General features: G+C 62.3%; 34 protein-coding genes. 20 read left to right on the top strand and 14 right to left on the bottom strand.

What is annotated here, in order from left to right; all coding sequences use genetic code 11:
* Nucleotides 1-64: 64 nt before the first annotated feature.
* From ACZ5ZH_RS00610 to grxD, 6 genes are all read left to right on the top strand, one after another.
* Entirely contained in the window at nt 65-751 is a 687-nt protein-coding gene (locus tag ACZ5ZH_RS00610) for a glutathione S-transferase family protein (protein ID WP_464771842.1), read from the top strand.
* Between the two features lie 95 nt (nt 752-846).
* Nucleotides 847-2,301: a 3-isopropylmalate dehydratase large subunit gene (leuC, locus tag ACZ5ZH_RS00615; protein WP_464771843.1), complete on the top strand. Its 1,455-nt coding sequence runs from the start codon at nt 847-849 to the stop codon at nt 2,299-2,301.
* A gap of 109 nt (nt 2,302-2,410) precedes the next feature.
* Nucleotides 2,411-3,004, top strand: coding sequence for a 3-isopropylmalate dehydratase small subunit (gene leuD, locus ACZ5ZH_RS00620; RefSeq protein WP_460987457.1), 594 nt, complete (start codon nt 2,411-2,413; stop codon nt 3,002-3,004).
* 58 nt (nt 3,005-3,062) lie between these two features.
* A complete protein-coding gene (locus tag ACZ5ZH_RS00625) occupies nt 3,063-3,386 on the top strand; it encodes a DUF1476 domain-containing protein (RefSeq protein WP_464771844.1) in 324 nt (107 codons plus the stop codon).
* An 18-nt stretch (nt 3,387-3,404) separates the two neighbouring features.
* Complete coding sequence (locus ACZ5ZH_RS00630) at nt 3,405-3,638, top strand: BolA/IbaG family iron-sulfur metabolism protein (protein WP_006965900.1); 234 nt, start codon at nt 3,405-3,407, stop codon at nt 3,636-3,638.
* Nucleotides 3,639-3,701: 63 nt separating this feature from the next.
* The gene (gene grxD / locus ACZ5ZH_RS00635) at nt 3,702-4,034 is read left to right on the top strand and encodes a Grx4 family monothiol glutaredoxin (protein ID WP_449471149.1); all 333 of its coding nucleotides are present in this window, start codon (nt 3,702-3,704) and stop codon (nt 4,032-4,034) included.
* Between the two features lie 10 nt (nt 4,035-4,044).
* On the opposite strand, the gene hemW is transcribed toward grxD, so the two are convergent.
* Nucleotides 4,045-5,220, bottom strand: a complete 1,176-nt coding sequence (hemW, locus tag ACZ5ZH_RS00640; RefSeq protein ID WP_464771845.1) for a radical SAM family heme chaperone HemW — start codon at nt 5,218-5,220, stop codon at nt 4,045-4,047.
* On the opposite strand from hemW, the gene ACZ5ZH_RS00645 reads away from it, so the two are divergent.
* The gene (locus tag ACZ5ZH_RS00645) at nt 5,219-5,887 is read left to right on the top strand and encodes a CAP domain-containing protein (protein ID WP_464771846.1); all 669 of its coding nucleotides are present in this window, start codon (nt 5,219-5,221) and stop codon (nt 5,885-5,887) included. The genes hemW and ACZ5ZH_RS00645 overlap by 2 nt on opposite strands.
* 15 nt (nt 5,888-5,902) lie before the next feature.
* Here ACZ5ZH_RS00645 and rdgB read toward each other — a convergent pair whose 3' ends face one another.
* Both rdgB and rph read right to left on the bottom strand, forming a co-directional pair.
* Nucleotides 5,903-6,532, bottom strand: a complete 630-nt coding sequence (gene rdgB, locus ACZ5ZH_RS00650) for an RdgB/HAM1 family non-canonical purine NTP pyrophosphatase (RefSeq protein WP_464771847.1) — start codon at nt 6,530-6,532, stop codon at nt 5,903-5,905.
* A gap of 99 nt (nt 6,533-6,631) precedes the next feature.
* The gene (gene rph / locus ACZ5ZH_RS00655) at nt 6,632-7,348 is read right to left on the bottom strand and encodes a ribonuclease PH (protein ID WP_464771848.1); all 717 of its coding nucleotides are present in this window, start codon (nt 7,346-7,348) and stop codon (nt 6,632-6,634) included.
* A 172-nt stretch (nt 7,349-7,520) separates the two neighbouring features.
* On the opposite strand from rph, the gene ACZ5ZH_RS00660 reads away from it, so the two are divergent.
* The 5 genes from ACZ5ZH_RS00660 to ACZ5ZH_RS00680 all read left to right on the top strand — a co-directional run bounded on the left by ACZ5ZH_RS00660 (nt 7,521) and on the right by ACZ5ZH_RS00680 (nt 10,143).
* Nucleotides 7,521-8,015 (top strand): DUF6438 domain-containing protein, encoded by a 495-nt coding sequence (locus tag ACZ5ZH_RS00660; RefSeq protein ID WP_464775216.1) that lies wholly within the window; start codon nt 7,521-7,523, stop codon nt 8,013-8,015.
* A 43-nt stretch (nt 8,016-8,058) separates the two neighbouring features.
* Nucleotides 8,059-9,102, top strand: a complete 1,044-nt coding sequence (hrcA, locus tag ACZ5ZH_RS00665) for a heat-inducible transcriptional repressor HrcA (RefSeq protein WP_464771850.1) — start codon at nt 8,059-8,061, stop codon at nt 9,100-9,102.
* Nucleotides 9,099-9,653, top strand: coding sequence for a nucleotide exchange factor GrpE (grpE, locus tag ACZ5ZH_RS00670; protein ID WP_464771851.1), 555 nt, complete (start codon nt 9,099-9,101; stop codon nt 9,651-9,653). The genes hrcA and grpE overlap by 4 nt, the downstream gene beginning before the upstream one ends.
* An 89-nt stretch (nt 9,654-9,742) precedes the next feature.
* Entirely contained in the window at nt 9,743-9,868 is a 126-nt protein-coding gene (locus ACZ5ZH_RS00675; RefSeq protein WP_464771852.1) for a hypothetical protein, read from the top strand.
* Nucleotides 9,865-10,143 (top strand): DUF2218 domain-containing protein, encoded by a 279-nt coding sequence (locus ACZ5ZH_RS00680; RefSeq protein WP_464771853.1) that lies wholly within the window; start codon nt 9,865-9,867, stop codon nt 10,141-10,143. Before ACZ5ZH_RS00675 ends, ACZ5ZH_RS00680 begins: the two co-directional genes overlap by 4 nt.
* Nucleotides 10,144-10,210: 67 nt before the next feature.
* Here ACZ5ZH_RS00680 and ruvC read toward each other — a convergent pair whose 3' ends face one another.
* From ruvC to ACZ5ZH_RS00705, 5 genes are all read right to left on the bottom strand, one after another.
* Nucleotides 10,211-10,702, bottom strand: a complete 492-nt coding sequence (ruvC, locus tag ACZ5ZH_RS00685) for a crossover junction endodeoxyribonuclease RuvC (protein WP_460987468.1) — start codon at nt 10,700-10,702, stop codon at nt 10,211-10,213.
* Between the two features lie 142 nt (nt 10,703-10,844).
* On the bottom strand, nt 10,845-11,588 hold the full coding sequence (locus tag ACZ5ZH_RS00690; RefSeq protein ID WP_449471164.1) for a YebC/PmpR family DNA-binding transcriptional regulator: 744 nt from the start codon (nt 11,586-11,588) through the stop codon (nt 10,845-10,847).
* 64 nt (nt 11,589-11,652) lie between these two features.
* A complete protein-coding gene (locus ACZ5ZH_RS00695) occupies nt 11,653-11,979 on the bottom strand; it encodes a heavy metal-binding domain-containing protein (RefSeq protein WP_464771854.1) in 327 nt (108 codons plus the stop codon).
* 93 nt (nt 11,980-12,072) lie between these two features.
* Nucleotides 12,073-12,315 carry a DUF2312 domain-containing protein gene (locus tag ACZ5ZH_RS00700; protein WP_449471166.1) on the bottom strand — a complete coding sequence of 81 codons (243 nt, stop codon included), beginning with the start codon at nt 12,313-12,315 and terminating at the stop codon, nt 12,073-12,075.
* Between the two features lie 45 nt (nt 12,316-12,360).
* The gene (locus ACZ5ZH_RS00705; protein WP_464772562.1) at nt 12,361-12,648 is read right to left on the bottom strand and encodes a DUF1244 domain-containing protein; all 288 of its coding nucleotides are present in this window, start codon (nt 12,646-12,648) and stop codon (nt 12,361-12,363) included.
* A 119-nt stretch (nt 12,649-12,767) separates the two neighbouring features.
* Between ACZ5ZH_RS00705 and pyk the strand changes: the two genes are divergently transcribed.
* Nucleotides 12,768-14,219: a pyruvate kinase gene (pyk, locus tag ACZ5ZH_RS00710; protein WP_449471167.1), complete on the top strand. Its 1,452-nt coding sequence runs from the start codon at nt 12,768-12,770 to the stop codon at nt 14,217-14,219.
* Here pyk and ACZ5ZH_RS00715 read toward each other — a convergent pair.
* Nucleotides 14,203-14,835: an HAD family hydrolase gene (locus ACZ5ZH_RS00715; RefSeq protein ID WP_460987469.1), complete on the bottom strand. Its 633-nt coding sequence runs from the start codon at nt 14,833-14,835 to the stop codon at nt 14,203-14,205. The genes pyk and ACZ5ZH_RS00715 overlap by 17 nt on opposite strands.
* Nucleotides 14,836-14,961: a type B 50S ribosomal protein L36 gene (ykgO, locus tag ACZ5ZH_RS00720; protein ID WP_004210176.1), complete on the bottom strand. Its 126-nt coding sequence runs from the start codon at nt 14,959-14,961 to the stop codon at nt 14,836-14,838.
* 200 nt (nt 14,962-15,161) lie between these two features.
* Here ykgO and ACZ5ZH_RS00725 point away from each other — a divergent pair, with 200 nt between their 5' ends.
* Nucleotides 15,162-15,758, top strand: a complete 597-nt coding sequence (locus tag ACZ5ZH_RS00725; protein WP_460987470.1) for a hypothetical protein — start codon at nt 15,162-15,164, stop codon at nt 15,756-15,758.
* Nucleotides 15,755-16,885, top strand: a complete 1,131-nt coding sequence (locus ACZ5ZH_RS00730; RefSeq protein WP_464771855.1) for a M14 family metallopeptidase — start codon at nt 15,755-15,757, stop codon at nt 16,883-16,885. Before ACZ5ZH_RS00725 ends, ACZ5ZH_RS00730 begins: the two co-directional genes overlap by 4 nt.
* A gap of 30 nt (nt 16,886-16,915) precedes the next feature.
* On the opposite strand, the gene ACZ5ZH_RS00735 is transcribed toward ACZ5ZH_RS00730, so the two are convergent.
* From ACZ5ZH_RS00735 to ACZ5ZH_RS00750, 4 genes are all read right to left on the bottom strand, one after another.
* The gene (locus tag ACZ5ZH_RS00735) at nt 16,916-17,635 is read right to left on the bottom strand and encodes a dienelactone hydrolase family protein (protein WP_464771856.1); all 720 of its coding nucleotides are present in this window, start codon (nt 17,633-17,635) and stop codon (nt 16,916-16,918) included.
* Between the two features lie 146 nt (nt 17,636-17,781).
* Nucleotides 17,782-18,309 (bottom strand): porin family protein, encoded by a 528-nt coding sequence (locus ACZ5ZH_RS00740; RefSeq protein WP_464771857.1) that lies wholly within the window; start codon nt 18,307-18,309, stop codon nt 17,782-17,784.
* Between the two features lie 200 nt (nt 18,310-18,509).
* Complete coding sequence (locus tag ACZ5ZH_RS00745) at nt 18,510-19,508, bottom strand: 50S ribosomal protein L11 methyltransferase (RefSeq protein WP_464771858.1); 999 nt, start codon at nt 19,506-19,508, stop codon at nt 18,510-18,512.
* A gap of 81 nt (nt 19,509-19,589) precedes the next feature.
* A complete protein-coding gene (locus ACZ5ZH_RS00750; RefSeq protein WP_196225339.1) occupies nt 19,590-20,921 on the bottom strand; it encodes a methyl-accepting chemotaxis protein in 1,332 nt (443 codons plus the stop codon).
* Nucleotides 20,922-21,089: 168 nt separating this feature from the next.
* On the opposite strand from ACZ5ZH_RS00750, the gene sdhC reads away from it, so the two are divergent.
* The 5 genes from sdhC to aat all read left to right on the top strand — a co-directional run bounded on the left by sdhC (nt 21,090) and on the right by aat (nt 25,166).
* Nucleotides 21,090-21,485, top strand: coding sequence for a succinate dehydrogenase, cytochrome b556 subunit (sdhC, locus tag ACZ5ZH_RS00755; RefSeq protein ID WP_460987475.1), 396 nt, complete (start codon nt 21,090-21,092; stop codon nt 21,483-21,485).
* Complete coding sequence (gene sdhD / locus ACZ5ZH_RS00760; protein ID WP_196225341.1) at nt 21,485-21,874, top strand: succinate dehydrogenase, hydrophobic membrane anchor protein; 390 nt, start codon at nt 21,485-21,487, stop codon at nt 21,872-21,874. The genes sdhC and sdhD overlap by 1 nt, the downstream gene beginning before the upstream one ends.
* A complete protein-coding gene (sdhA, locus tag ACZ5ZH_RS00765; protein WP_464771859.1) occupies nt 21,874-23,688 on the top strand; it encodes a succinate dehydrogenase flavoprotein subunit in 1,815 nt (604 codons plus the stop codon). The genes sdhD and sdhA overlap by 1 nt, the downstream gene beginning before the upstream one ends.
* A gap of 92 nt (nt 23,689-23,780) precedes the next feature.
* Nucleotides 23,781-24,212, top strand: coding sequence for a GFA family protein (locus ACZ5ZH_RS00770; RefSeq protein ID WP_460987478.1), 432 nt, complete (start codon nt 23,781-23,783; stop codon nt 24,210-24,212).
* Between the two features lie 198 nt (nt 24,213-24,410).
* Nucleotides 24,411-25,166: a leucyl/phenylalanyl-tRNA--protein transferase gene (aat, locus tag ACZ5ZH_RS00775; RefSeq protein ID WP_464771860.1), complete on the top strand. Its 756-nt coding sequence runs from the start codon at nt 24,411-24,413 to the stop codon at nt 25,164-25,166.
* Nucleotides 25,167-25,196: the final 30 nt, after the last annotated feature.

A 25,196-nucleotide genomic window follows, 5' to 3' on the forward strand; every position in this document is an offset into this window, starting at 1 on the left:
TGCGCTTTCGCCCGAACGGCCGGACGCTTATCCTGAAGGTGTCAGACCCGACGGGAGAGCCTCCATGCCCTACACGCTCATTAGCGCGAACCGGAATTATTCCAGCTGGTCACTGCGTCCCTGGGTGCTGATGAAGGCGCTCGGCATTCCCTTCGCGGATCGGCTTGAGCCCTTTGTGCAGAGCATAAATTACTCTGCCTTCCGCAACTTTTCACCAACCGGGCAGGTGCCGGCCTTGATCGATGGCGATCGGACGGTGTGGGATTCCCTCGGCATTACCCTCTATCTTGCCGATCGCCACCCTGCCGTATGGCCACAGGAGGAATCCGCGCGCGCCTTCGCCCAAAGCGCCGTTGCCGAAATGCACAGCGGCTTTGCGACCCTGCGCAACGAATGCCCCATGAATGTCGGCGTGCGAGTCGAGCGCGACCTGCCCTCGCCACAGCTGAACCGCGATATAGCGCGGCTTTCGGAAATATGGGGGGAAGGGCTGAAGCGCTTCGGCGGTCCCTTCCTCGCCGGGCCAGCCTTCACCGCGATCGACGCCTTCTACGCGCCCGTCGCCTTCCGGGTGCGGACCTATGACCTGAATGTCGGGCCAGTGGCGCACGCATGGGTCGATCACATGCTGGCCCACCCCGCAATGCGGGAATGGGAGGCCGCTGCCCTCGCCGAAACCTGGCGCGAGGAAAGCCATGAGGCGGATGTGGGCGCCGCTGGCCGCATCATAGAAGATTACCGCGCGTCCTGACCTGCCCCTTGCAAGCCTGCTATCGGCGTAGACAGCAAATATTGGTCCCATGCCCCCTTTCGCCGCGCCCGCTCTGGGTCTAGGGGGAAAGGGTTATGGTCAAGCCCCGCACGCTGTACGAGAAGATTTGGGACGCGCATGTCGTTGAACGCCGTCCCGATGGAACCTGCCTCATCTATATCGACCGCCACCTCGTTCATGAGGTGACGAGTCCCCAGGCCTTCGAGGGTCTAAGGATAGCGGGCCGCCCGGTGCGCCGCCCCGATCTGACGCTCGCTGTTCCGGATCACAATCTGCCCACGACGCCCCGCCGCGATGCGCAGGGCAACCGCATCCCCATCGCCGATCCAGAAAGCGCGCAGCAGCTTGCCGCGCTGGAAAGAAATGCGCCGGAGTTCGGCGTTCGCCTGATCGGCGATGCGGATCTTGAACAGGGGATTGTTCACGTAGTGGGGCCGGAGCAGGGCTTCACCCTGCCGGGCACGACGCTGGTCTGTGGCGACAGCCACACCAGCTCGCACGGGGCGCTAGGCGCGCTGGCCTTCGGCATCGGCACCTCCGAGGTTGAGCATGTGCTCGCCACGCAGACCCTGCTGCTCAAGCAATCGAAGACCATGGAAGTCGTCGTCGAAGGCGAACTGGGCTTCGGCGTTACGCCCAAGGATGTGGCGCTGGCCATCTGCGGCCGTATCGGCACGGCGGGCGGCACCGGCTACGTCATGGAATATCGCGGCTCTGTCTTCCGCGACATGTCGATCGAAGGCCGCCTGACCGTCGCCAACATGTCGATCGAGGCAGGCGCGCGTTCGGGCCTGTTCGCCCCGGATGAGAAGACCGTTGCCTATCTGAAGGGCCGTCCCATGGCGCCCAAGGGCGCCGATTGGGATGCCGCCGTCGCCTATTGGAAGACGCTGGCGACCGATGAAGGCGCGCAGTTCGACAAAACGATCGTCATCGATGCCGCCGACATCGTGCCCAACGTGACCTGGGGCACCAGCCCCGAGGACGTCGTGCCGGTGACTGGCGTCGTTCCCGATCCGGAAAGCTTCGCCGACGCGTCCAAGCGCGCCGCCGCGCAGAAGTCCCTCGACTATATGGGCCTCACCGCCGGACAGCGGATGGAGGACGTGACGGTCGAACATATCTTCATCGGCAGCTGCACCAACAGCCGCATAGAAGATTTGCGCGCCGCCGCCGCCCTGCTGAAGGACAAACATATCGCCAGCGGCATCAAGCAGGCGCTGGTCGTTCCCGGATCGGGTCTGGTGAAGCAGCAGGCCGAAGCCGAAGGGCTCGACCGCATCTTCACCGATGCCGGGTTCGAATGGCGCGAACCGGGCTGCTCTGCGTGTCTGGGCATGAATCCCGACAAGGTGCCTGCCGGAGAGCGCTGCGCTTCCACCAGCAACCGCAACTTCATGGGCCGCCAAGGCCCCGGTTCGCGCACTCATCTCGTATCTCCCGCCATGGCAGCCGCTGCCGCCATCACCGGGCATCTGACCGACGTGCGAGAATTGCTGAACGAAAAACAGGGAGAGGTGGTCGCATGAAGAAGGTATTCTGGGTGCTGGCGCTCGGCGCGCTGGCCAGTGCCGCCATGGCGGCGACCCTCGGGCGCGCGGAAGACAGCCGCCGCCTGGAGACCAAGCGGGCGCATTGATGGACAAGCTGAATATCGTTGAGGGCAAGGCCTATCCGTTCGGGATGAAGAATGTCGATACCGACATCGTCATTCCTGCGCATTGGCTGAAGACCATTTCGCGTTCGGGCCTTGGCAAGGGCGCGTTCGAAGTGCTGCGCAAGGAACCGGGCAACGTCTTTGACGATCCGGAATATGCTGGCAGCCCGATCCTGATCGCGGGCGACAATTTCGGTTGCGGGTCCAGTCGTGAACATGCCGCCTGGGCGCTAGCCGACCTTGGCATCAAGGTGGTGATTGCGCCTAGCTTCTCCGACATTTTCTCCGGCAACGCGTTTAAGAACGGCATCCTTACCGTGGTTCTGCCGCAGGAAGCGATCGACCGGCTGATGGAGGTCGCGAAGAGTGATCCGATCCATGTCGATCTGGAACATCAGACGGTCACGACGCAGTTTCAGGATCGATTCCAGTTTGAAATCGATCCCTTCCGCAAGCATTGCCTGCTTGGCGGGCTGGACGAGATCGGGTTGACGCTGGGGCAGGCTGACACGATCAGCCAGTTCGAGGCGAAGGACGCCGGGCTGCGGCCCTGGCTTGTTCCTGCCGTTGCGTAACCGTCCCGATCTTCCTATCTCATCCCAGACTTCAGCTTCTTTTTGACAAGGCACAGGCATGACGACTTTCGACGACCGCGAAAAGGCCTTTGAAAATATGTTCGCCCATGACCAGGAGATGCAGTTTCGCATCCAGGCGCGGCGGAACCGGCTGCTCGGCGAATGGGCCGCAGTGCGTATGGGCCTGACGCCGGAAGAGACCGACGCCTACGCCAAATCCGTAGTGCAGGCCGATTTTGAGGAAGCGGGCGACGAAGACGTCATTCGCAAGCTCGTGGGTGATATGACCCAGGCGGGCGTAGACATTGACGAGCCGGGCGTGCGAGCGGCTCTGGAAGAGCGGCAGGTGATCGCGCGCCGCCAGTTCATCGAAGCCCAGTAAGCAGGACGGACACGCCCCATGCCAATGGCTGCCGACGATATTGCGGACATGATCCGGGCGGCCATTCCGGACGCGGACGTCGAAATTACCGACCTCGCCGGTGATGGCGATCATTATGCGGCGCGCGTCGTGGCGGAAAGCTTCCGGGGCATGAGCCGGGTCGCGCAACAGCGCGCCGTCTATGCCGCGCTTGGCGGTCGGATGGGCGGCGTGCTCCACGCCTTGCAACTGACGACTGCCGTTCCCAACTAACCGCTATCATTTTTCATGCGCGCCGCGTGTCATTTGCGGCGCCCGACAGGACTGGACCGACCCATGACCGACGCCGTGCATCAGCGGATCGCAGATATTGTGAACAGCAATGACGTCGTGCTCTTCATGAAGGGCACCCCCCTGTTCCCGCAATGTGGTTTTTCCAGTCGTGCAATTGCCATCCTCGATCATCTGGGCGTGGCTTATGAGTCCGTCGATGTGCTGCAGGACCAGTTGGTGCGGCAGGGCATCAAGGCGTTTTCGGATTGGCCGACCATCCCCCAGCTCTATGTGAAGGGCGAATTTGTCGGCGGCAGCGATATCATGATGGAAATGTACGAGGCCGGTGAGCTTCAGCAGTTGATGACCGACGAAGGCGTCGCAGCGGCCAACTGAATCGCCGCAATCAGACTTTAACAATCTCTGGCAGGATGGCGTCCAGCAGCAGCATGGCTGCTGGCGTAATCTTCAGATGCTGCCCTTTGCACTCGATCAGGTCCAGCTGGGCGAGCCGCGCAATGGCAGCTTCATTGATCAACTGTCTGACGGGGATACCGGATAGCGCCGAGATGCGATCAAGATCGACGCCCTCCGCAAGCCGCAACCCCATCAGCAGCGCTTCACGCCCGCGATCTTCTGGCGTCAGCACTTCCTCGCTTTGCAGCCCGTGGCCATTCCGGCCCACCGCGCCCATCCAGTTTTCCGGCTTCTTGTGGCGAAGCGTCGCCATCCCCTCGCGCCGTCCATGCGCGCCGGGACCGATCCCGGCATAGGTGCCATAGCGCCAATAGGTAAGGTTGTGGCGGCTCTCCTGACCGGGCTTCGCATGATTGCTGATTTCATAGGCGGGCAGTCCGGCCGCCTCGGTCATGGCCTGCGTCTGCTCATAGAGGGTCGCCGCATAGTCCGGATCGGCGGGCGTCAGCTTCCCCTGAGCAACGAGCGTGGCGAACCGTGTGCCCGGTTCGATCGTCAGCTGATAAAGCGACAGGTGATCGGTGCCAAAAGACAGGCCGCGCGCCAGCTCCGCCTCCCAGTCCGCCTCGCTCTGGTCGGGCCGCGCATAGATGAGGTCCAGGTTCACCCGCCCGAAGACCGATTGGGCAACATCCAGGGCGGCCAGGGCCTCGCCCACATCATGCGCCCGGCCGAGAAAATGCAGCGCCTGATTATTCAGCGCCTGCACCCCCAGTGACACGCGGTTCACCCCCGCACGCGCCAGATCGGCGAAGCGCGCTGCTTCCACCGAACTTGGATTAGCCTCCAACGTGATTTCCATGTCCGCCGTGGGCCGCCAGTAGCTGGCGGCAGCGTCGATGATGTTCGAGACGATTTCCGGCGGCATCAGCGACGGCGTTCCGCCGCCGAAAAAGATGGATGAGAGCGGCCGCCCGCCAGTCAGCCCCGCTTCATGGGCAAGGTCGTCCAGCAGCGCCGCCCGCCAGGCGTCGGTATCGATGTCCGCGCGAACATGGCTGTTAAAATCGCAATAAGGACATTTGGAAACGCAAAATGGCCAGTGCACATATAAGGCCATAGGTTCAGGCGCGGAGGCCGGGGAATCGATCAGGGGCAGGGGCATGAGTGGGGGCGTCCTTAGACGGCTTTGGGCCGCACGGCTAGCAATGGCAGCGCTTGCGACAACGGGAATCACTGCTGCTCAACCATCAAAAGCCTCGCCGCCGATCCAGGCGGCGCCCACCCAGACGGTCATGCCCGCCGCCTATTACGGCATGGAGGAGGCGGAACGCGGCAACCTATTGCTGCGCGACGTCGTATTGGGCATGCACAATGACGAGCGCCAATCTCTGGGCCTCACGCCGTTGGCATGGGATAGCGCCCTCGCTCAGGATGCTGCCCAATATGCCCGGCAGATGGCCGTGACCAACCGCTTCCAACATTCCCCGCGCGCATCCCGCGCCGTTCCCAGCGGTGAAAATCTCTGGATGGGTCCGCGGCGTCTCTACGGATATGAGACGATGATCGGTGCTTTCCTCGACGAGAAGCACCTGTTCCGGCGCGGAGGCAAGCTGCCGGACATCAGCATGTCAGGCCGCTGGGAAGATGTCGGCCATTACACGCAGATGATCTGGCGCGGCACTCAAAAGGTCGGCTGCGCCCTCGCCGAAGGACAGAATTTCGATTATCTCGTCTGCCGCTATTTTCCAGCGGGCAACGCCTTTGGCAAAGGCCCGCTAGACGCAGACGACAGCCCTTTCGGCTCCCGTCTGGCTAGCATGGGCGAATAAGCCCGCCTCGCTTCTTTAGAAGACAGCCGCGACCAGCTGCGCGAAGGCATCCGCACGATGGCTCATCGCATGCTTCTTTTCCGGCTCCATCTCGCCAAAGCTGATCGTGTGGCCCAAGGGCTGGAACATCGGGTCATAGCCAAAGCCCTTGTCTCCGCGCGGCGGCCAGATGAGGATGCCGTCAACCCGCCCCTCAAACGCTTCGACATGACCGTCGGGCCAAGCCACCGCCAACGCGCAGATGAAATGCGCGCCATGCCCTGCATCAGGCCCCTTGGCTTCGATCGCATCCCAGACGCGTTGCATCGCGATGCTGAAATCCTTCGTTTCACCCGCCCAGCGAGCGGAGAAGATACCCGGATCGCCATTCAGCGCCTCGACGCACAGCCCGCTATCATCCGCCAGCGCGGGAAGCCCCGACAGATCGGCCGCCTGCATCGCCTTCAGCTCTGCATTGGCGATGAAGGTCGTGCCGGTTTCTTCCGGTTCGGGCAGGTCTAGCGCCGCTGCGGATACAGTCTCGATCCCATAGGGGGCCAGCAGTTCGCCAATTTCGCGTACCTTGCCGGGATTATGGCTGGCGATCACCAGCTTGCCCGGCCCCAGCTTACGGATCGCCTGTTCCTGTCCGAAATCGTCGCTCATGATTATGTCATTCTCCCCGTTCGCTTCGAGCATAGTCGAGAAGCGCGCAGTGCATAGATAGCATTTCTCGAAACGCTCGAAACGAACGGACGAATGCGCTTAGCGGCCTGTCGCCTTGTCCTGAGCAGCAAAGATCTGCGAGCAACCGATGCGCGCCAGACGCAGCAGGCGCAGCAGCTCTTCCTCATCATAAGCGGCGCCCTCGGCCGTCGCCTGCACTTCGGCGAACTTGCCATCGCCGGTCAGGATCAGGTTGGCGTCGGTTTCGGCATTGCTGTCCTCGGCATAGTCGAGGTCCAGCACGGGCGTGCCATTATAGATGCCGCAGCTGATCGCGGCGACCTTCTGGATGATCGGGTCTTCGGCCAGCGCGCCCGAAGCGATCAGCTTGTCGATGGCAATACGCAGCGCAACCCAGCTGCCGGAAATGGCCGCCGTCCGAGTGCCGCCATCGGCCTGGATCACGTCGCAATCGATAACAATCTGCCGCTCGCCCAGCTTTTTCATATCCACGACGGTGCGCAGCGACCGGCCGATCAAACGCTGAATTTCCTGCGTGCGGCCCGACTGCTTGCCCTTGGCCGCTTCACGGCTGCCGCGCGTATGGGTGGCGCGGGGCAGCATGCCATATTCCGCCGTTACCCAGCCCGAACCCTTGCCGCGAAGGAAAGGCGGCACCTTCTCCTCGACCGAAGCGGTGCACAGCACGCGCGTATCGCCGAAGCTGACCAGGCAGCTGCCCTCGGCATGGATGGTGAAGCCGGGCTCCATGGTGATGTCGCGCATCTGGTCGGGCGCGCGGCCGGAAGGACGCATAAAATTTTCTCCGAAGGGTTCAGTCGGTGCGGCTTAGAGCATCGCGCGAAAAAGTGGGAACCGGTTTTTCGCAAAAAGCGATGCGGCCATCAAATAACTGCGCTGGGAGCGTCGTCTTGCCAGTGGCGATACGTGCGAAAGATGGTAGGAAGCCTACATGCAATTGCGTTGGATGATAATCTTGGCGGGCGCCGCCCTGACAGCCGGTTGTGCGACGGAGCGGGCCGAACTTGAAAAGCCCGCTGCCGTCGGCGACACGATCCGCTTTTCGGCGGGTCCCTGTTTCGGCGTTTGCCCCAGTTACAGCCTGCAGGTGACGCCCGATGGTTCGGGCCTGTTGGAGCCTGAGCGGTTCACGGCCGTTCCGGGAGCCACGCGCTTCACCGTCACGCCAGCGCAATATCGCCGTTTCCGCGCTGCGCTGGCGCAGTTTCGGCCTCCCGCAGGAACGGTCCGGCGCATCACCCATGGGGAGAACTGTACCCGCTTCGCGACCGACATGCCCGGCTACACCATCGAATGGACCAGGGATCAGCAACCGACCACCCGGCTGGAGTTCCAGTCGGGATGCATGGACGCCGGTTATGGCAAGTTGCGTGCCACCATTGCGGCCGTTCCCCGGATGCTGGACATCGACGCGATGGTGAAGCCGTCCGCCGTAAGATAGCCCCGGCTTGAGTACGGCCCTTCGCTCGCCTAGATAGGGGCGCATGGCGGTCACACCGGTTACCGAACTCAATGAGCGGGCGCGCGACGTTTTCCGGGTGGTGGTCGAAAACTATCTCGGAACCGGCCTGCCCGTGGGTTCGCGCACCATCAGCAAAATCGCCTCGCTCAGCCTGTCGCCTGCATCGATCCGCAACGTCATGCAGGATCTGGAGGAGCTGGGACTGTTGGCCGCCCCGCACACTTCGGCAGGTCGCATGCCGACCGAAACCGGATTGCGCCTTTTTGTCGACGGCATGATGCAGGCTGCCGAGCCGTCGGTCGAGGAACGCCGCGCGATCGAGGCAGGCATTGCCGAGGGTGGCCCGATCGAGGAAGCATTGTCCGCAGCGACTGCCGCGCTATCGGGCCTCTCTGCCTGCGCGGGAATCGTCATGGTGCCCAAGCGCGAGCCGGTGATGCGCCAGTTCGGCTTTGTGCCGCTCAATGATCGTCAGGCGCTGGCCGTGTTGGTGGGACAGGACGGCTCTGTAGAAAACCGCGTGCTCGACATGCCCGCAGGCGTGACGCCCAGCATGCTGAACGAAGCGGCGAACTTCATGTCCGCGCGCTTTGCCGGAATGACGCTCAGGGAGGCGGGCGAAGCCCTGCGTCGCGAGATGGAGGGCGAGCGAACCGCGCTTCAGGGCGCGGCGCGGGAACTGGTGGCGCGCGGCATCGCTGTCTGGTCGCAGGATGCGGATGACCGTCCGGTACTGATCGTTCGCGGTCAGGCGCATCTGCTGGATGATGGCACCGCCGCCGACCTGGAACGGGTGCGCCAGTTGCTCGAACAACTGGAAGGCAAGCAGGAGATTTCGCGCCTGCTGGAAGGCGCGCTGGCGGGCAGCGCGACGAAAATCTTCATCGGGTCGGAAAACAAGCTCTTTTCCCTCTCCGGTTCTTCGGTCATAGCCGCGCCTTACCGTGGCGGCGATGGCCGTGTTGTCGGCGTGGTCGGCGTCATTGGCCCAACGCGCTTGAACTACGCGCGGGTGATCCCCATGGTGGATTTCACTGCGCAGACGTTATCGAGATTGATGAGATGAGCGAAGACAAGCTGAATATCGAAAATACTGAAGTCGTTGACGAACTGCCCGAGGACGCAGCGCCTGTGGGCGATGCGGCTGCCGAACGCCTTGCAGCGCTGGAGGGTGAGCTGGCTGCGGCGAAGCAGGACGCGCTCTACGCCCATGCCGAAACGCAGAATGTCCGTCGGCGGCTTGAAAAGGAACTGGCCGACACGCGCGCCTATGCCGCAACCTCGTTTGCGCGCGATATGCTGTCGGTCGCGGACAATCTGGGCCGCGCGCTGCAAGCTATCCCGGCAGAACTGCGTGACGATGAAAAGTTCAAGGGGCTGGTCGCTGGCCTCGAAGCGACGGGCCGCGAACTGGAAGGCGTCTTTGGCCGCAATGGCATCGAAAAGCTGGTGTCGGTTGGCCAGCCGCTTGATCCCAACAAGCATCAGGCGATGATGGAAGTGCCGTCGGATGATGTTGAGCCGGGGACAGTGCTGGTGGAGATGCAGGCGGGATACACGATCCGCGATCGCCTGCTGCGCCCGGCCTTGGTGAGTGTTGCCAAGAAACCCGACTGACGACCATTCGCTAGCTAATCCAAAAACCCGCCGGGCTTGATCTGGCGGGTTTTTCATACGCGTGACGGCAGAAGGCCGTGCTAAGGGTGATGCACAATCTTTCCGTGGCCGTGCGTGGGCGGCTTGAAAGGGAAGGCGCCGATTCCCAAAGCATGTTCGACGTCGCCGCCCGGATCGACGAAGCGGCCAGCCAGATCGAAAGGCTCGACCCATGACCCTGACCGCTAATCTGCCGACCAAAAACGGTAGCCGCTATCTCCAGCAGCTCTGCAAGCATTGGAGCCACAAGTTTGAAACCGACTTCGACGTGCAGCAGGGCGTGATCCCCTTTCCGATGGGGCCGATTCGCATGATGGCCGGTGACGAGGCGTCGACGGTGACTATCGACCCGGCGGAGGGTGCTGATGTGGATCGTTTCAAGCAAGTTGTGGCCAACCATCTCGACCGCTTTGCCTTTCGGGAAGCGCCGCTGCCCTTCGACTGGCAGTGACCGCCTTATAACACATCCGTCATCCCGGACTTGATCCGGGATCCCGCTTCCAGGCTTGTCTGCTCCCTCAGCGGCGCGGAATGCGGCGAGCGCTCGCAAGGTGATGGGCATGTGTTATCGCCACGGCGAGCGCATCGGACGCATCCGGCCCCGCCACCTTGGCTCCCGGCAACAGCCGCGAAACCATGGCGTGGACCTGATCTTTCGACGCGTTGCCAACGCCGACGACGGATTTTTTGACAAGCCGCGCCGCATATTCGCCAACCTCCATCCCCGACCGGGATGCCGCAAGCAGCACGACGCCGCGTGCCTGCCCCAGCTTCAGCGTTGATTGCGGGTTCACATTGACGAACACTTCCTCGACCGCCGCGCCATTGGGCTGATGTTCAAGGATCAGGTCAGTGAGTGCCAGGTCGAGTACGAGCAGGCGGCTGGCAAGCGCCATTTCGGCGTCGGTCTTGATCTGCCCGTTGGCGATGTGGGTGAGGCGATTGCCGTCAGCCGCGATCAAGCCCCAGCCAGTGGTGCCAAGGCCGGGGTCGAGTCCAAGGATGATCATGAGAGCATCCTCGCCCCTTCAGGTGAGAGGATAGGGAGGTTTACCGGCCTGCCGGTTAGCCGGACTTGGAGAGGGGAAGGTAGCAGCCGGATTCTCGACGCCGAACAACCCTCTCCCCGCCGGGGAGAGGGGAGGGTGTTTATCAACCCAGCTTCTCCATGACCTCGTCGGACACTTCATAATTGCCCCACACGGTCTGGACGTCGTCATCGTCTTCCAGCGTGTCGACCAGCTTCATCAGGGTCGCGGCGCTGCCTTCATCGACTTCGACTGTCGTCTGCGGCTTCCAGGCGAGCTTCGCGCCTTCGGCTGGACCAAGCTTGCCTTCCAGCGCCTTGGCGACTTCGTGCAGCGCGTCCATGGCGGTCCAGATTTCATGTTCGTCTTCGTTCGACGACACATCGTCCGCGCCCGCTTCCAGAGCAGCCTCGAAGATCGCATCGGCATCGCCAGCGCTCGCCGGATAGGTGATCAGGCCCATGCGGTCGAAGCCATGGCTGACCGCGCCAGACGCGCCCAGATTGCCGCCATTCTTGGAAAAGGCGGTGCGGACGTTGGTCGCGGTGCGGTTGCGATTGTCGGTCAGCGCCTCGACGATAATCGCCACCCCGCCGGGGCCGTAGCCCTCGTAGCGGATTTCCTCGTAGTTCTCCGTGTCGCCGCCAATCGCCTTGTCGATGGCGCGCTGGATATTGTCCTTGGGCATGGACTGCGCCTTGGCCGCGTTGATCGCGAGGCGGAGGCGGGGGTTCATGTCCGGGTCGGGCATGCCCATCTTCGCCGCCACGGTGATTTCGCGGCTGAGCTTGGAGAACATCGAGGAACGCTTTTTGTCCTGCGCGCCCTTGCGATGCATGATGTTCTTGAATTTGCTATGGCCGGCCACGGCCTGCTCCTAATCTTGTCTGATCCGAAGCGCGCTCTCTAGCGGGCGTCCTGCCCAAGCGCAACTAGACGAGGATCGCGGTGCCGGATGCCGACACCATCAGCATCGACCCGTTCGAACCCAGCACTTCATAATCGAGGTCGACCCCGACCACGGCATTGGCGCCCAGCGTCGCCGCGCGCATCCTCATCTCGCCAATGGCCTGTTCGCGGGCGCGCTGGAGGACATCCTCATAAGCGCCCGAACGGCCCCCGACGATGTCCCGCACACTAGCGAACAGGTCACGGAAGAGGTTGGCGCCCACGATCACCTCGCCGGTGACGATGCCGAGATATTCCTTTGCCGGACGCCCTTCGAGGCGGCTGGTGGTGCTGACGATTATCTCGGGCATGACGTGTCTCCCTGCGTCTTGATGCGGTCGAGGGGCCTGTCTTGTAGGAAGAAAGGCCCTTCGACAAGCTCAGGGCGCACGGGGAGGGATGGATTATTCCATCCCGAGCGCGGACAGATAGGTCTGGAGGATGGCCTCCATTTCCTGCCGGTCATGCTGCGGCATTTTGCGCAGGCGGACGATCTGGCGCATGATCTTCGGATCATAGCCGGTCGCCTTGGCCTCCAGATACACGTCCTTGATATCGTCGCCGATACCCTTCTTCTCTTCCTCCAGACGCTCGATGCGTTCGATAAGAAGGCGTAGCTGATCGGCGGCGACGTTGCCCTCGCTCATATAATGTATCTCCGGATTGAATGTGAATCGGGTTGGCGCACGCTCCTAATGATTGTCGGCGTTCTTCGCCACACTCTCCTGCATCTTTGCGATCTGTTCCGGCGTCGCCTCGCTCTGATGGCGTTGTTTCCACTCCGAAAAGGGCATGCCGTGGATGATTTCGCGCGCCTCGTCCTTGCTCAAATTGCCGTCGGTTTCCGCGATCCAATCGGCGAGGCAATTGCGGCAGAAGCCCGCCGTTCCCATCAGATCGATGTTCTGGACGTCGGTCCTGTGCTGCAAATGCGCAATCAGGCGGCGGAAGGCGGTTGCGGCAACCGCATCGTTGAGCATATTGTCGGCCAAGGCGATCCTCTCGCTGATCTACATCATCCTGTCGTGCAGTAGGGATAATCGAAAACGGCGCTCTGGCAAGCCAGGGCGCGACCATGACGGCCAGGAGCTTTTTGAGAATGACGAAACTGCCGCCCCGTTCGCGCAAGGTCCGGATTTTGGCGACCCTTGGCCCCGCGAGCGACACGCCGGAAGTGATCCGCGCGCTGTTCATCGCCGGGGCAGACGCTTTCCGCATCAACATGAGCCATGGAGCGCATGAGGATCATGCGTCGCGTATCGCGTCCATCCGGGCGCTGGAAAAGGAATTCGGGCGGCCGACGACCATATTGGGCGACTTGCAAGGGCCCAAGCTGCGCGTCGGTACGTTCAAGAGCGGCCTTGCCGTTCTGGAGGTGGGTGCATCCTTCATACTCGACCGCGACGAAACGCCGGGCGACGCACGGCGCGTGAACCTGCCACACCCGGAAATCTACGCGGCGCTGGTCCCTGAAACCCGGCTGCTACTGGACGACGGCAAGCTGGTGCTGCGGGTGAAGAATGTGTCCGATGACCGGATCGAAACGGTGGTCGAGGTCGGTGGCACCCTGTCGAACCGCAAGGGCGTTAACGTACCCGATGTGGTCGTTCCCGTACCCGCCTTGACGGAAAAGGACCGGCGCGACCTGAGCTTCGCGGTGGAGCAGGGCTGCGATTGGATTGCCTTGAGTTTCGTGCAGCGTCCTGAGGATCTCGCTGAAGCGCGCAAGCTGATGGGCGGCCATGGAGCGCTGATGGCGAAGATCGAGAAGCCCGCCGCGGTCCAGCGGCTGGAGGAGATATTGGAGCTGGCCGACGGCGTGATGGTCGCGCGCGGCGACCTGGGCGTCGAACTGCCGCCCCAGGCCGTGCCGCCGCTTCAGAAGCAGATTGTCGCGACGGCCCGGCGCATGGGGCGGCCGGTGGTGGTCGCCACGCAGATGCTCGAATCGATGATCAAGGCGCCGACGCCCACCCGCGCCGAAGTGTCGGACGTCGCCACCGCCGTCTATGATGGCGCCGACGCGATCATGCTGTCTGCGGAAACGGCGGCGGGCGACTGGCCTGAAGAGGCAGTCGCGATGATGGACAGCATCGCCCACAGCGTAGAGCGTGACCCCGGCTATTTCGCCCGGCTGCATTTTACCGAAACCAAGCCCGACGCGACCACCGCCGACGCGCTGGCGGAAGGGGCGGCGGGCATCGTCTCGGTCGTTGGGGCCAGCGCGATCACCTGCTTCACCTCGTCAGGCAGCACGGTTCGCCGGGTGGCGCGTGAGCGTCCGCTGACGCCGATCCTGGCGCTCACCCCCCGGCTCGACACGGCGCGCAAGCTGGGCCTGACCTGGGGCGTGCATGCGGTGCGCACCAAGGATATCGACACGTTCGAGGAAATGGTGGGCAAGGCCCGGCGCATGGCGCTGCGGCATAATATGACGCAGAAGGGCAGCAAGATCGTGGTGCTGGCAGGCGTCCCCTTCGGCACTCCGGGGTCGACCAACGTGCTGCATGTCACCGCCATTCGCGGTGATGAGCTTACAGGGCGGGATTAAGCTGTAGCAGGCCTTGCGCTGCAAGATCGCGGCGCAAGGTCTCTGCGTCCCGGAAGAGGTGGCTGCGAATGCCTAGCGCTTCCGCCGCCGCGACATTTTCTACCCGATCATCGATGAAGAAAGCCTCCTCGGTGCGCAGGCCAAAGCGACTGAGCGCCAGGCGGTAGATGGCAGGGTCGGGCTTCACCAACCCTTCAGCGCCAGACACCAGAATGTCGCGAAAGTTAGCGAAGAAATCCGCCTCCCGCGCGTGAAAGGAATCCCAGAATTCCGCGCTGAAATTGGTGAGGCCGTAGAGCGCTACGCCCCGCCCCCGTAATTCGCCGACCAATTGCGCCATGCCTGCAACGGCAGGCTGGACGCTGTCGATGAAACGCTCGCCCCATATCCGAATCAGCGCTTCATGTTCCGGATGGCGATCGATCAGTTCGGCGCTGGTTTCCGAGAACGGACGGCCCATGTCATGCTGGCAATGCCAATCCATCGACACGACATCGCGCAGAAACGCGTCGAGCGCCCGATCATCATCGATCAGGCGCTCGTAGAGGAGCCGAGGCTCCCAATGGTACAGAACCTGTCCGACGTCGAATATGACGGCGGAGATCGGCTCGCTCAATTAGCCCTGGCGGGCCTTGAAGCGGCGATTGGTCTTGTTGATAACATAGGTGCGGCCGCGACGGCGGATCACGCGGTTGTCCCGGTGACGGCCCTTGAGCGACTTGAGCGAGTTGCGGATCTTCATGGAAGTCAGCCTTCTAAGAATCTTGCGTGATCGGAAAATCGAAGCGCAGCCCCTATGGGTGGGGCGGCTGAAAGTCAAGGGCGGCTGGCCGCACTTTTGCCCCGTTCATGCCATATGCAGCAAAGACATGGCTTCAACTGTTGAAGGGATATCCGGTTCGGCATCGTCTATGGACTGCCGCATCTTTGTCGGAGATTAGCATGATCAAGCAGATACTCCTTCCCTCATTCCTTGCCCTGTCACTCGCCGGATGTGCCACGGCGGTGCCGCCCGTCGAGGTAACCCGCTTTCATGTCGGAAATCCGGCGCAGAGCGGAACGTTGGCGGTGGAAGAAATGGCTGCCAATCCCGATGCAGGGCTGGAGTTCCGGACCTATGCCGCTGCCGTTGAACAGGAGTTGCAGCGTGTGGGTTTCATCGCTGCACCTGCCAGAGCGCGCAGCGACTATGTCGCATCAGTCGGCTTCCGCCGATCTTTCCGTCCAACCGGCTACGGCAATGATGGCAGGCCCGTGAGTGTGGGTGTTGGCGGAGCAGTCGGCAGCGGCGGCTATTCAGGGCTGGGCTTGGGTATCGGCATTAACCTCTCGGGGCGGCCGAAGGATATGGTGACGACGGAGTTGCAGGTGCAGATCCGCAGGCGATCCGATTCGACGACGATCTGGGAAGGCCGGGCATTGACCCAGGCGCGCGAGGGTACGCCCGCCGCTCAGCCCGGTATCGCCGCGCAAAAGCTCGCCAGTGCGTTGATCGGGGGCTATCCGGGGGAATCGGGGCGCACTATAACCGTGAAATGACCATCTCGATCAGCAATGCCTTCGACAGCGGCAATATTCGCGTTCTTTCCATCATCGATACTGGCGACAGGGTCCGGGCCGAGCTTGAGATCGTCAAGGACAGGCAAAGCGACTTCTACCAATGGTTCCACTTCCGCATCGCGGGCGTTGCCGGGCGTGAAGTGGAATTGGCGATCGTCAATGGCGGGACATCCGCCTATCCCGACGGTTGGCCGGACTATAAGGCGCGCATCAGCGAGGATCGGGAAGTCTGGACGCAGGCGGACACCAGCTATGCCGACGGCGTTCTCACCATCAGCCTCTCGCCAGACCGCAACGCGCTGTGGGTTGCCTATTTTGCGCCTTATTCGATGGAGCGGCACCACGACCTGATCGCCTGGGCGGGTTGCCAACCGGGGGTCGAGCATCGGGAATTGGGCCTGACGCTCGACAAGCAGCCCCTCGACCTTCTGACGCTGGGCGACGGGCCAAAGCAGGTCTGGCTCTACGCCCGCCAGCATCCCGGCGAGACGATGGCGCAGTGGTGGATGGAAGGCGCGCTGGAACGGCTCTGCGACGAGGAGGATGCCGTCGCCCGGCTGCTCCGCGCCAAGGCGACATTCCATATCGTGCCGAACATGAACCCTGATGGCAGCCGCCGGGGGCATCTGCGGACCAACGCGGCGGGCGTGAACCTCAACCGCGAATGGCACGAACCGTCGATGGACCGCAGTCCGGAGGTGTTCCTTGTCCGGCAAGAGATGGACCGGACGGGGGTCGATTTCGCCATGGACGTACATGGCGACGAAGCTATCGCCGCAGTGTTCCTGGCGGGCTTTGAAGGCATCCCTTCACTCGGCGAGCGGCAACTCGCCCTCTATAATCGCTTTCGGGATACACTCGCGGCCCGGACGCCTGATTTTCAGACGGTGCGCGGCTATCCTTCATCGGCGCCGGGCAAGGGCAACCTGACCATGTCCACCAATCAGGTCGCCGAACGTTTCGGCGCGGTCGCGATGACGCTGGAAATGCCCTTCAAGGACAATGATGATTTGCCCGATCCGGAATTTGGCTGGTCCCCGTCACGGTCGAAGCAGCTTGCCAAGGACTGTCTTGCGGTTTTGGCGGAGATGATCGGGGAGCTTTGAGCTGGATGATACGCCCTGACAGCAGCCAACCTAGTTAAACAGGTCGGCGAGAAAGTCCCTCATCGATCGGAAGCTGCGGTGGTCCGCGTCGGGGCTGTAGGCGAGGCCCTTTTCCGGCATGTTCACCGCCTTATCGGTGAATGCGTGTCCGGTGTTCCCATAGGCATGGATTTGCCAATCGCATCCCGCCTTCGTCAGTTCGTCGGCCAATGCCACCGTAGCCGCTGGGGGAGCCAAGGGATCGTCCCAACCGTGGCACACCAACAGCTTCGCGCTGATGGCGGCGTTGGGAAAAGCTGGCGCGTCATAAATCCCATGGAAGCTGACGCCGCCCGCAATGTCGGCGCCGCTGCGCGCCAGATCGAGCACGCATTTGCCGCCGAAGCAGAAGCCGATCGCGGCCGTCCGGCTCGCGTCCGCTTCGGGAAGTGACTTCAGAACGGAATGGGCCGCGTTGAGCCGGTCACGCAGCAGGGCGCGGTCGGCATTAACCTCGTTCATGTAGCGCCCCATATCGGGGTCATCGCGGCTGGCTCGCTTGCCCTGACCATATATGTCCGCGACCAATAGCGTGTATCCCAGTTCCACGACCTTCTCGGCGTAGACGAAGTCCGCTTCCTTGGTGCCCAGTGCATTAGGGAAAAGCAGGATGCCGGGCCGGGGTGCGCCAGCGGCTTTGTCGAAGACGGCCATGCTCTCGAAGGTTCCACCGGGTCCTTCATGAACCGTGACGCGGCGAGTGATAGTCATGGCAAGCCTCGCTGATGAGAATGGCAAGGCGACATTAGGCCGCTGGTAGTGCGTGGCAAGCGTCGCGGTGCCGGTCACTTTCGAGCGTATAAGAAAAGGGCGCCCTCATGAGAGGGACGCCCTTCTTTTTCTGCTATGGCCGTGTCTTAGAAACGGTAGCCGAGGATCAGCGCGCCCTGGTGACGCTCGGGGTTCACGCCACCGATCTGCTCGTAACGCGAATAGCGATATTCAGCGCGAACGATGAAGCCCTGAACCGTCGTTTCCAGACCGGCGCCCAGACGGTAGCCGTCCAGCTTGATGCTGTTGTCCAGAGTGTCTTCCAGGCGGGCATTGGTGTAGCCGCCCTTGGCATAGGCGAGGACGTTCGGCACGACTTCGCCGCCGATGCGGACGCCGGCATAGAGGTCACGATCGGTGCGAACGCCGAACTTCTTGACGTCGGAATCGGCATATTCGCCTTCGATGCCGAACACGGCGCCGTTGACGTTGACGTCATAGCCGATCACGCCGCCATACAGCAGGCCGCTGTCATGGTTGACAGAGTCGAAATCGACATGGTCCACGCCGACGACTGCGCCGACATAGGGACCGGAAAAGGGCACGGCGTCCTGAGCGAAGGCCGGTGCGGAAACGCTGGCAAGCAGCAACGCCGAAGCGATCAGTTTTTTCATGGGGGGCTCCTTTTCTGGGTAACCGGATGTTGTCTGAGCGCGCTTTAGGGAGCCTGAGCGGGAAGAGTAAAGCATCACAAACAACGACATACCGCATTGCACAACGAACTGTGGCAATGTTGCATCACGTCTTGAAATGGGTTCGCGGCGCCCTAGTCAGCCGGATGAGTGAGCAAGGGCCATCCGTTGCTCGTGCGGCTTTAGAGGCTGCCGAACCCCGGCGCCTCACCGCGCGCCTGCCTATCCAGCCGGGTTGGACGTTTCCAGCCGATACGGGGACGCTTGCGTAGCCGCAGCGTCGGCCAGTCGCCATTGTCCACCCGTTCGGCCAGCCGCATGCCCTGAGCGCGGTAGGCTGACAGAACGGCCTCCGCCTGTTCCTTCAGCAATCCGGCGAGCAGGATGGTGCCACCTTCCTCCACGAGCGCGCAAAGCGAGGGGGCGAGTTCGATCAACGGGCCAGCGAGTATGTTCGCGATCAGCAGATCATAGGGCGCGCGCGTCGCGATTGCAGGGTGATCAACGCCCGCCGCGACATACAGCGCCAGTTGGCCTTGACCCTTGCCGACCGCGATGTTGTTGGCCGCAGCATTTTCCGCGCTGATGTCGACGGCGATCGGGTCGATGTCGGAAGCGGTGGCATAGGCATGGGGCCACAAATGGAGCGCTGCGAAGGCGAGCAATCCGGTGCCCGTGCCAATGTCCGCCACATTGCCAAAGCGCATGCCAACCTGCCGCATGCGGTCCAGCATCAGAAGGCAGCCTGCGGTGGTCTCATGTTGCCCGGTGCCAAAGGCGCGGCTCGCTTCGATCAGGAAATTGACGTGGCCCGGCTGCTCCGCGTTGCTGGCAAGATTGCGGATGTGGAAGCGTCCGGCCGTGACTGGCTCCAATCCTTGCTGGCTCAGGGTTACCCAATCCTCATCGGGCAACTGTTCGATCAGGGGCTTGGTGCCGCCCGCGCTGGGGATCAGGGTACGGAGCAGCTTGATCGCGGCGGGGCTGGGCTTGCCTTCAAAATAGGCATCAAGCTGCCACGCATTTTCATCATCCGGCGCGGCCTCGCTGGTCATCAGCACCGGCGGCTTGTCCATGAGCGCGAAGCCCGCGATGTCACCGTCCAACGCCTCCGCCTCGGCACGGGTGCAGGGCAAGGTGACTTTCCAGCTTTGGACGGAAGAGGGCGCGGCATCAGTCATGCCGCGCCCTTTAGAAGCTTCAAGCGGGAAGGGGAAGTCGAGAGGGCTTCAGTCGCTCTCCGGCTGTCTTTTCCCTGAAACTCAGGCCACCTGCCGTCCAAAATCGGATGATGCGGCACGCAGGCTGGCAAGCTTGCCCTCCACGCTCATGAAGCCGCGTTCCAGCTGGTCGATCTCGGAAGCAACGACTTCCGTATCCTGACGGATGGCGGAAATGGTGCTGGACATGGAGTCGGCCGCCAGCGCCGTCTCATCGACAGCGGCGGTGATCATGGTAACGGTCTGGGCTTGGGCGTCCATGGCATGCCGGATGCGATCGGCGCTTGATTGCACTTCCCCAACCGTATCGCGGATTCGTTCATTGGTTTCCACCGACTGCCGCGTCGAAGCCTGAATATCCGCGATCTTGCCTGCGATTTCATCGGTCGCACGCGCCGTCTGGTTGGCTAGGCTCTTCACTTCCTGCGCCACGACGGCAAAGCCGCGTCCAGCATCGCCTGCGCGCGCCGCTTCGATGGTTGCGTTGAGAGCGAGCAGGTTCGTCTGGCCCGCAATGTCGCGGATCAGGCCCAGGATCGACTCGATCGATTTCGCATGCTCAGTCAGAGTTGCCGACATCGTCACCGCATCGCCCGACTGTCGGGCGGCACGCTGCGCAACATCTGCGGCGCTTTCGACTTCCGTGCGAGCATCCTCGATTGCGCGGATCAGCCCTGCCGAGGTGCGGGCTGCTTCACGCATCGCGATTGCCGATTGTTCGGCGGCGGCGGCGACTTCCGAAGCCTTGCCCAACATGCCGCGTGTGGCGGCAGAGGCATCCTTCGCCTGTTCACGCAGCGATTCGCCGAGCTGGGAAGCGCCGTCGATCTCACCCATGATCCGCTGTTCGAATAGGGTGCCGATGCGTTGCCGTTCGTTGCGCTGCGCTTCTGCCTCGTCGCCCGCGAAGGCGTTGGTCATCATGCTGGCATCGACCATGCTGACCATGGTGATGATGTTTACAAGGCGCTGGCGGGTGGCATCATCCGCCGCCTTTTGCCAGACGAGGTTGGTCAACTGCTTGTTGGCTTCCGATACCGCCGTCAGGACGAGGCCCAGGGGCAAGCCGCGTTTGCGGGCCAATCGGACACAGGCGATGGAGCTGCCCGCCCAACTGCCTGCCTCATAGAAGCTGAGCTTCTGCCGCACATATTCATGTGCTTCGGTTTCGATCTTGGCGATCGTGGAGGCGGCCAAGACGCTGCGCAGATGAGATTGATCCATGTAGCTGTCGAAGAAGGTACGGGCCGCGATCGACGCGCCGTCGCCTATCATGTCCCGAATCTCGCGAAGCCCCGCGGCCAATTCGCCGGTGGGATCTATTTCCGCCATGCTGGCGATCATTGCGCTCTTCGCTGGTGCGACGGACGTCATATGCGGCAAACCTCAATTCTCTTGTTTGTCCGTCGGGTCATAGCGCGATCTGGTTAATCAGTTCTTAGCCGTGATCGCCCGGTCCCTCTGCCAGCGCGGCTTGCCCTCTTGACCGTTCGCTCTTAAGGGGACGGGAATCAGGGACAAGCATCAGGGACGTAGGTAGATATGGCGCGAACCACGAGCCGGCCGCTCTCGCCGCATTTGACGATCTGGAAATGGGGGCCTGCTATGGCCATCTCCATCCTGCACCGCGTGACCGGCAACGGTCTGGCCACGGTCGGGATTCTGGGCGTGGTTTGGTGGTTGATGGCCGCTGCGATCGGTCCCGAAGCCTATGCCACCTTCATCAAATGCGCCACTTCGCCGCTTGGTTATCTGGTGATGATCGGCATCAGCTGGTTCTTCTTCCAGCATCTGATGTCGGGCCTGCGCCACTTCGTGCTGGATATGGGTGCGGGCTATGAGCTCAACACCAACAAGACATGGTCGCTGGTGATCCCGGTGCTGTCTACGCTGGCCACCGTGGCGCTGTGGGCCACCATCTTTTCGGGGAAAATCTGATGGGTACGGGAACCGGAATTGGCCGCGTCCGTGGCCTGGGCTCGGCGCGGCATGGCGCGCATCACTGGCTGGCACAGCGTTACACCGCTGTCGGCAACCTGCTGCTCGTTCTGTGGCTGATCTTCAGCCTCGTGAGCCTGCCGGGGCTCGATTATGAGAGCGTCCGCAACTGGATCGCCAATCCGCTGGTAGCAGTGCCGCTGATGCTGATGCTGGTCAGCATTTTCTATCACCTGCGCCTCGGCATGCAGGTGATGCTGGAGGATTATGTTCACGACAAGGGGCTGAACTTTTTCTGCATCCTGCTGCTGAACTTCTACACCATCGCTGGCGCCGCCGCTGGCATCTTCGCGATCGCCAAGATCGCCTTCACGGGGATCGTCAAGTAATGAGCGAAGCCTACAAGATCATCGATCACACCTACGACACGGTCGTGGTGGGCGCTGGCGGTTCGGGCCTTCGCGCGACCATGGGCAGCGCCGAAGCGGGCCTGAAGACCGCCTGCATCACCAAGCTGTTCCCGACTCGCTCGCACACCGTCGCGGCGCAGGGCGGCATCGCGGCGAGCCTGGGTAACAACTCGCCCGACCACTGGACCTGGCACATGTACGACACCGTCAAGGGGTCGGACTGGCTGGGCGACCAGGACGCGATCGAATATATGGTGCGTGAAGCGCCCGCCGCCGTGATCGAATTGGAACATGCCGGCGTGCCGTTCAGCCGCAACGAGAATGGCACGATCTATCAGCGTCCCTTCGGCGGTCACATGCAGAATATGGGCGCCGGCCCGCCGGTGCAGCGCACCTGCGCCGCCGCCGACCGTACCGGCCATGCCATGCTTCATGCGCTCTATCAGCAGAGCCTGAAGTATGACGCGGACTTCTACATCGAATATTTCGCTATTGACCTGATCATGGAAGACGGCCCGAACGGCAAGGAATGCCGTGGCGTGATCGCCATCTGCATGGAGGATGGATCGATCCATCGCTTCCGCAGCAAGGCGGTGGTGCTGGCGACCGGCGGTTATGGACGTGCCTATTTCTCCGCCACTTCGGCACACAGCTGCACCGGCGACGGCGGCGGCATGGTGCTGCGCGCTGGTCTGCCTTTGCAAGACCTGGAATTCGTGCAGTTCCACCCGACCGGCATCTATGGCGCGGGCGTGCTGATCACCGAAGGCGCGCGTGGCGAGGGCGGTTATCTGACCAACTCCGAGGGCGAGCGCTTCATGGAGCGCTATGCGCCTTCCGCGAAGGACTTGGCATCGCGCGACGTCGTATCGCGCTCGATGGCGATGGAAATGCGCGAAGGGCGCGGCGTGGGTCCGAACAAGGATCACATCTTCCTGCACCTCGACCATATCGATCCCAAGGTGCTGGCGGAGCGTCTGCCGGGTATCACCGAAAGCGGCAAGATTTTTGCGGGCGTTGACCTGACCCGTCAGCCGCTTCCGGTGACTCCGACCGTCCATTACAATATGGGCGGTATCCCCTGTAACTATCATGGCCAGGTGGTGACCAAGGTCGGCGACGATCCGGAAGTCGTGGTGCCGGGCCTCTATGCGGTCGGCGAAGCTGCCTGCGTGTCGGTGCATGGCGCGAACCGCCTGGGCTCCAACTCGTTGATCGACCTTGTCGTGTTCGGCCGCGCTACCGGCCTGCACCTCAAGGAAACGATCAAGCCCAATGGCTCGCATCGTCCGCTTCCCGCCGATGCGGCCGATCTGGCGCTCTCGCGTCTCGATCACTACCGCAACGCCAAGGGTGGTTCGCCGACGGCGAAGATCCGTCTGGAAATGCAGCACACCATGCAGAAGCACGCCGCCGTCTTCCGCGACAGCGCTCTGCTGAGTGAAGGCGTCTCTAAGATGGCGCAGGTCAATGCGAGCATGCAGGATGTGGGCGTGTCCGACCGCTCGCTGATCTGGAACACGGACCTCATCGAGACGCTGGAACTGGACAACCTCATGTCTCAGGCGGTCTGCACCATGGTCAGCGCGGAAAACCGCAAGGAAAGCCGCGGCGCCCATGCGCATGAGGACTTCCCGAACCGCGACGACGCCGAATGGATGAAGCACACCGTTAGCTGGTTCGAAGGCTGGGGCGGCAAGGGCGGCAAGGTGTCGCTCGATTACCGTCCCGTGCATGACTACACGCTCACCGATGAGGCCGAATATATCAAGCCCAAGGCGCGCGTTTACTAAGGCGCGCCGTCCAGTGGGATAGGTAAGAGGGCGGGCTGCAAAGCTCGCCCTTTTTGTTTATGGGTTCAGTTCAAGTCGAGGGAGGTCAGGCGATGGCGGATGCAAGCAGACATGGCGGCCAGTGTCATTGCGGGGCCGTCCGGTTCGAGGTTGAGCTGAGCAATGGCCTCGACAGCGCCCGCCGATGCACCTGCTCATTTTGCCGGATGCGGGGCGCCGTAGCTGTCACGGCGAAGTTGGACGGGCTTCATGTCGTTCGGGGCGCCGATATGCTGACGAGCTATCGCTTCAATACGGGAGCGGCGGAGCACTTCTTCTGCTCGCGATGTGGCATCTACACGCACCACCAGCGCCGCTCCAATGCAAACGAATATGGGGTGAATGTGGCATGCCTTGAGGGAATGAGCCCCTTTGATTTCGATGAGGTGCCCGTGCTGGATGGCAAAAACCATCCGAGTGACAATGGCGGGCTTGCGCGGATGGCAGGAGTGCTGCGGTTTATTCGCGCTGAAAGTGAGGGGTGAGAGGTAGGTCGCCGAACGGGTTGGGACAGGCCGACTTGTCGGCTGACGACCAAAATCCGACTCTTTTTATCTCCCCTCCCTTTCAAGGGAGGGGCTATGACTGCAATCCACCCCTCGATGTCATTGCGGAGCTACGTTTTAGAATTGCGGCAAAGCCCCTCTGGCGCCCGTGCCATCGTCTCGCTAAGCCTTCATCCAATGACGATAGATCCTCTGGTCCTGCTGCAGGCCTATTCCATCGGCGTGTTTCCCATGTCCGATGACCGGGATGCGGAGGAGGTTTATTGGATTGAGCCCAAGCGGCGAGCGATCATGCCGCTCCATGGCTTTCGCATGTCCCATTCGCTGGCCAAGACGATCCGGCAGGAGCGTTTCCGCGTGACTGCCAACCGCGATTTTGGCGCTATTGTCTCGCTATGCGCGCAGGCGGCGGAGGATCGGCCGTCGACCTGGATCAACAAGGAGATCGAGCAGACATACCGGCATCTGCACGAGATCGGCTTTGCGCATTCGATCGAGGTCTGGGATGGCGATGAGCTGGCGGGCGGCCTCTATGGCGTCGCTTTGGGCCAAGCCTTTTTCGGCGAAAGCATGGTGTCTCGAAAAACCGATGCTTCAAAGGTCGCTCTAGCTTGGCTCACCGCCCGCATGCTCTTTTCAGGCTTCACCTTGCTCGACTGCCAATTCATGACCGACCATCTTCGGTCATTGGGCGCGATAGAAATCAGCCAGAAGGATTATCTGGGGCTGTTGGCAGGTGCTCTGGGCGATGTGCCGCTAGGCGCGGGCCGTTCCTCGGCATTGGCCGGGGGTTCGGGGGGCTGGGCCGAACTGGCATTTGCGCCGCTCGGCGGAGACGCGTCCGATGGGGGTTCGCCTTTGCCGCCGAGCTTGACCGTGTCGGGGCCGCTTTCCGGCCAGGACATCGTGCAGCTTCTTACCCATACATCGTAGATCGGATGCTGCACCACGTTGCGGTCGGGC

The organism is Sphingobium sp. TomMM7A, from assembly GCF_055397305.1.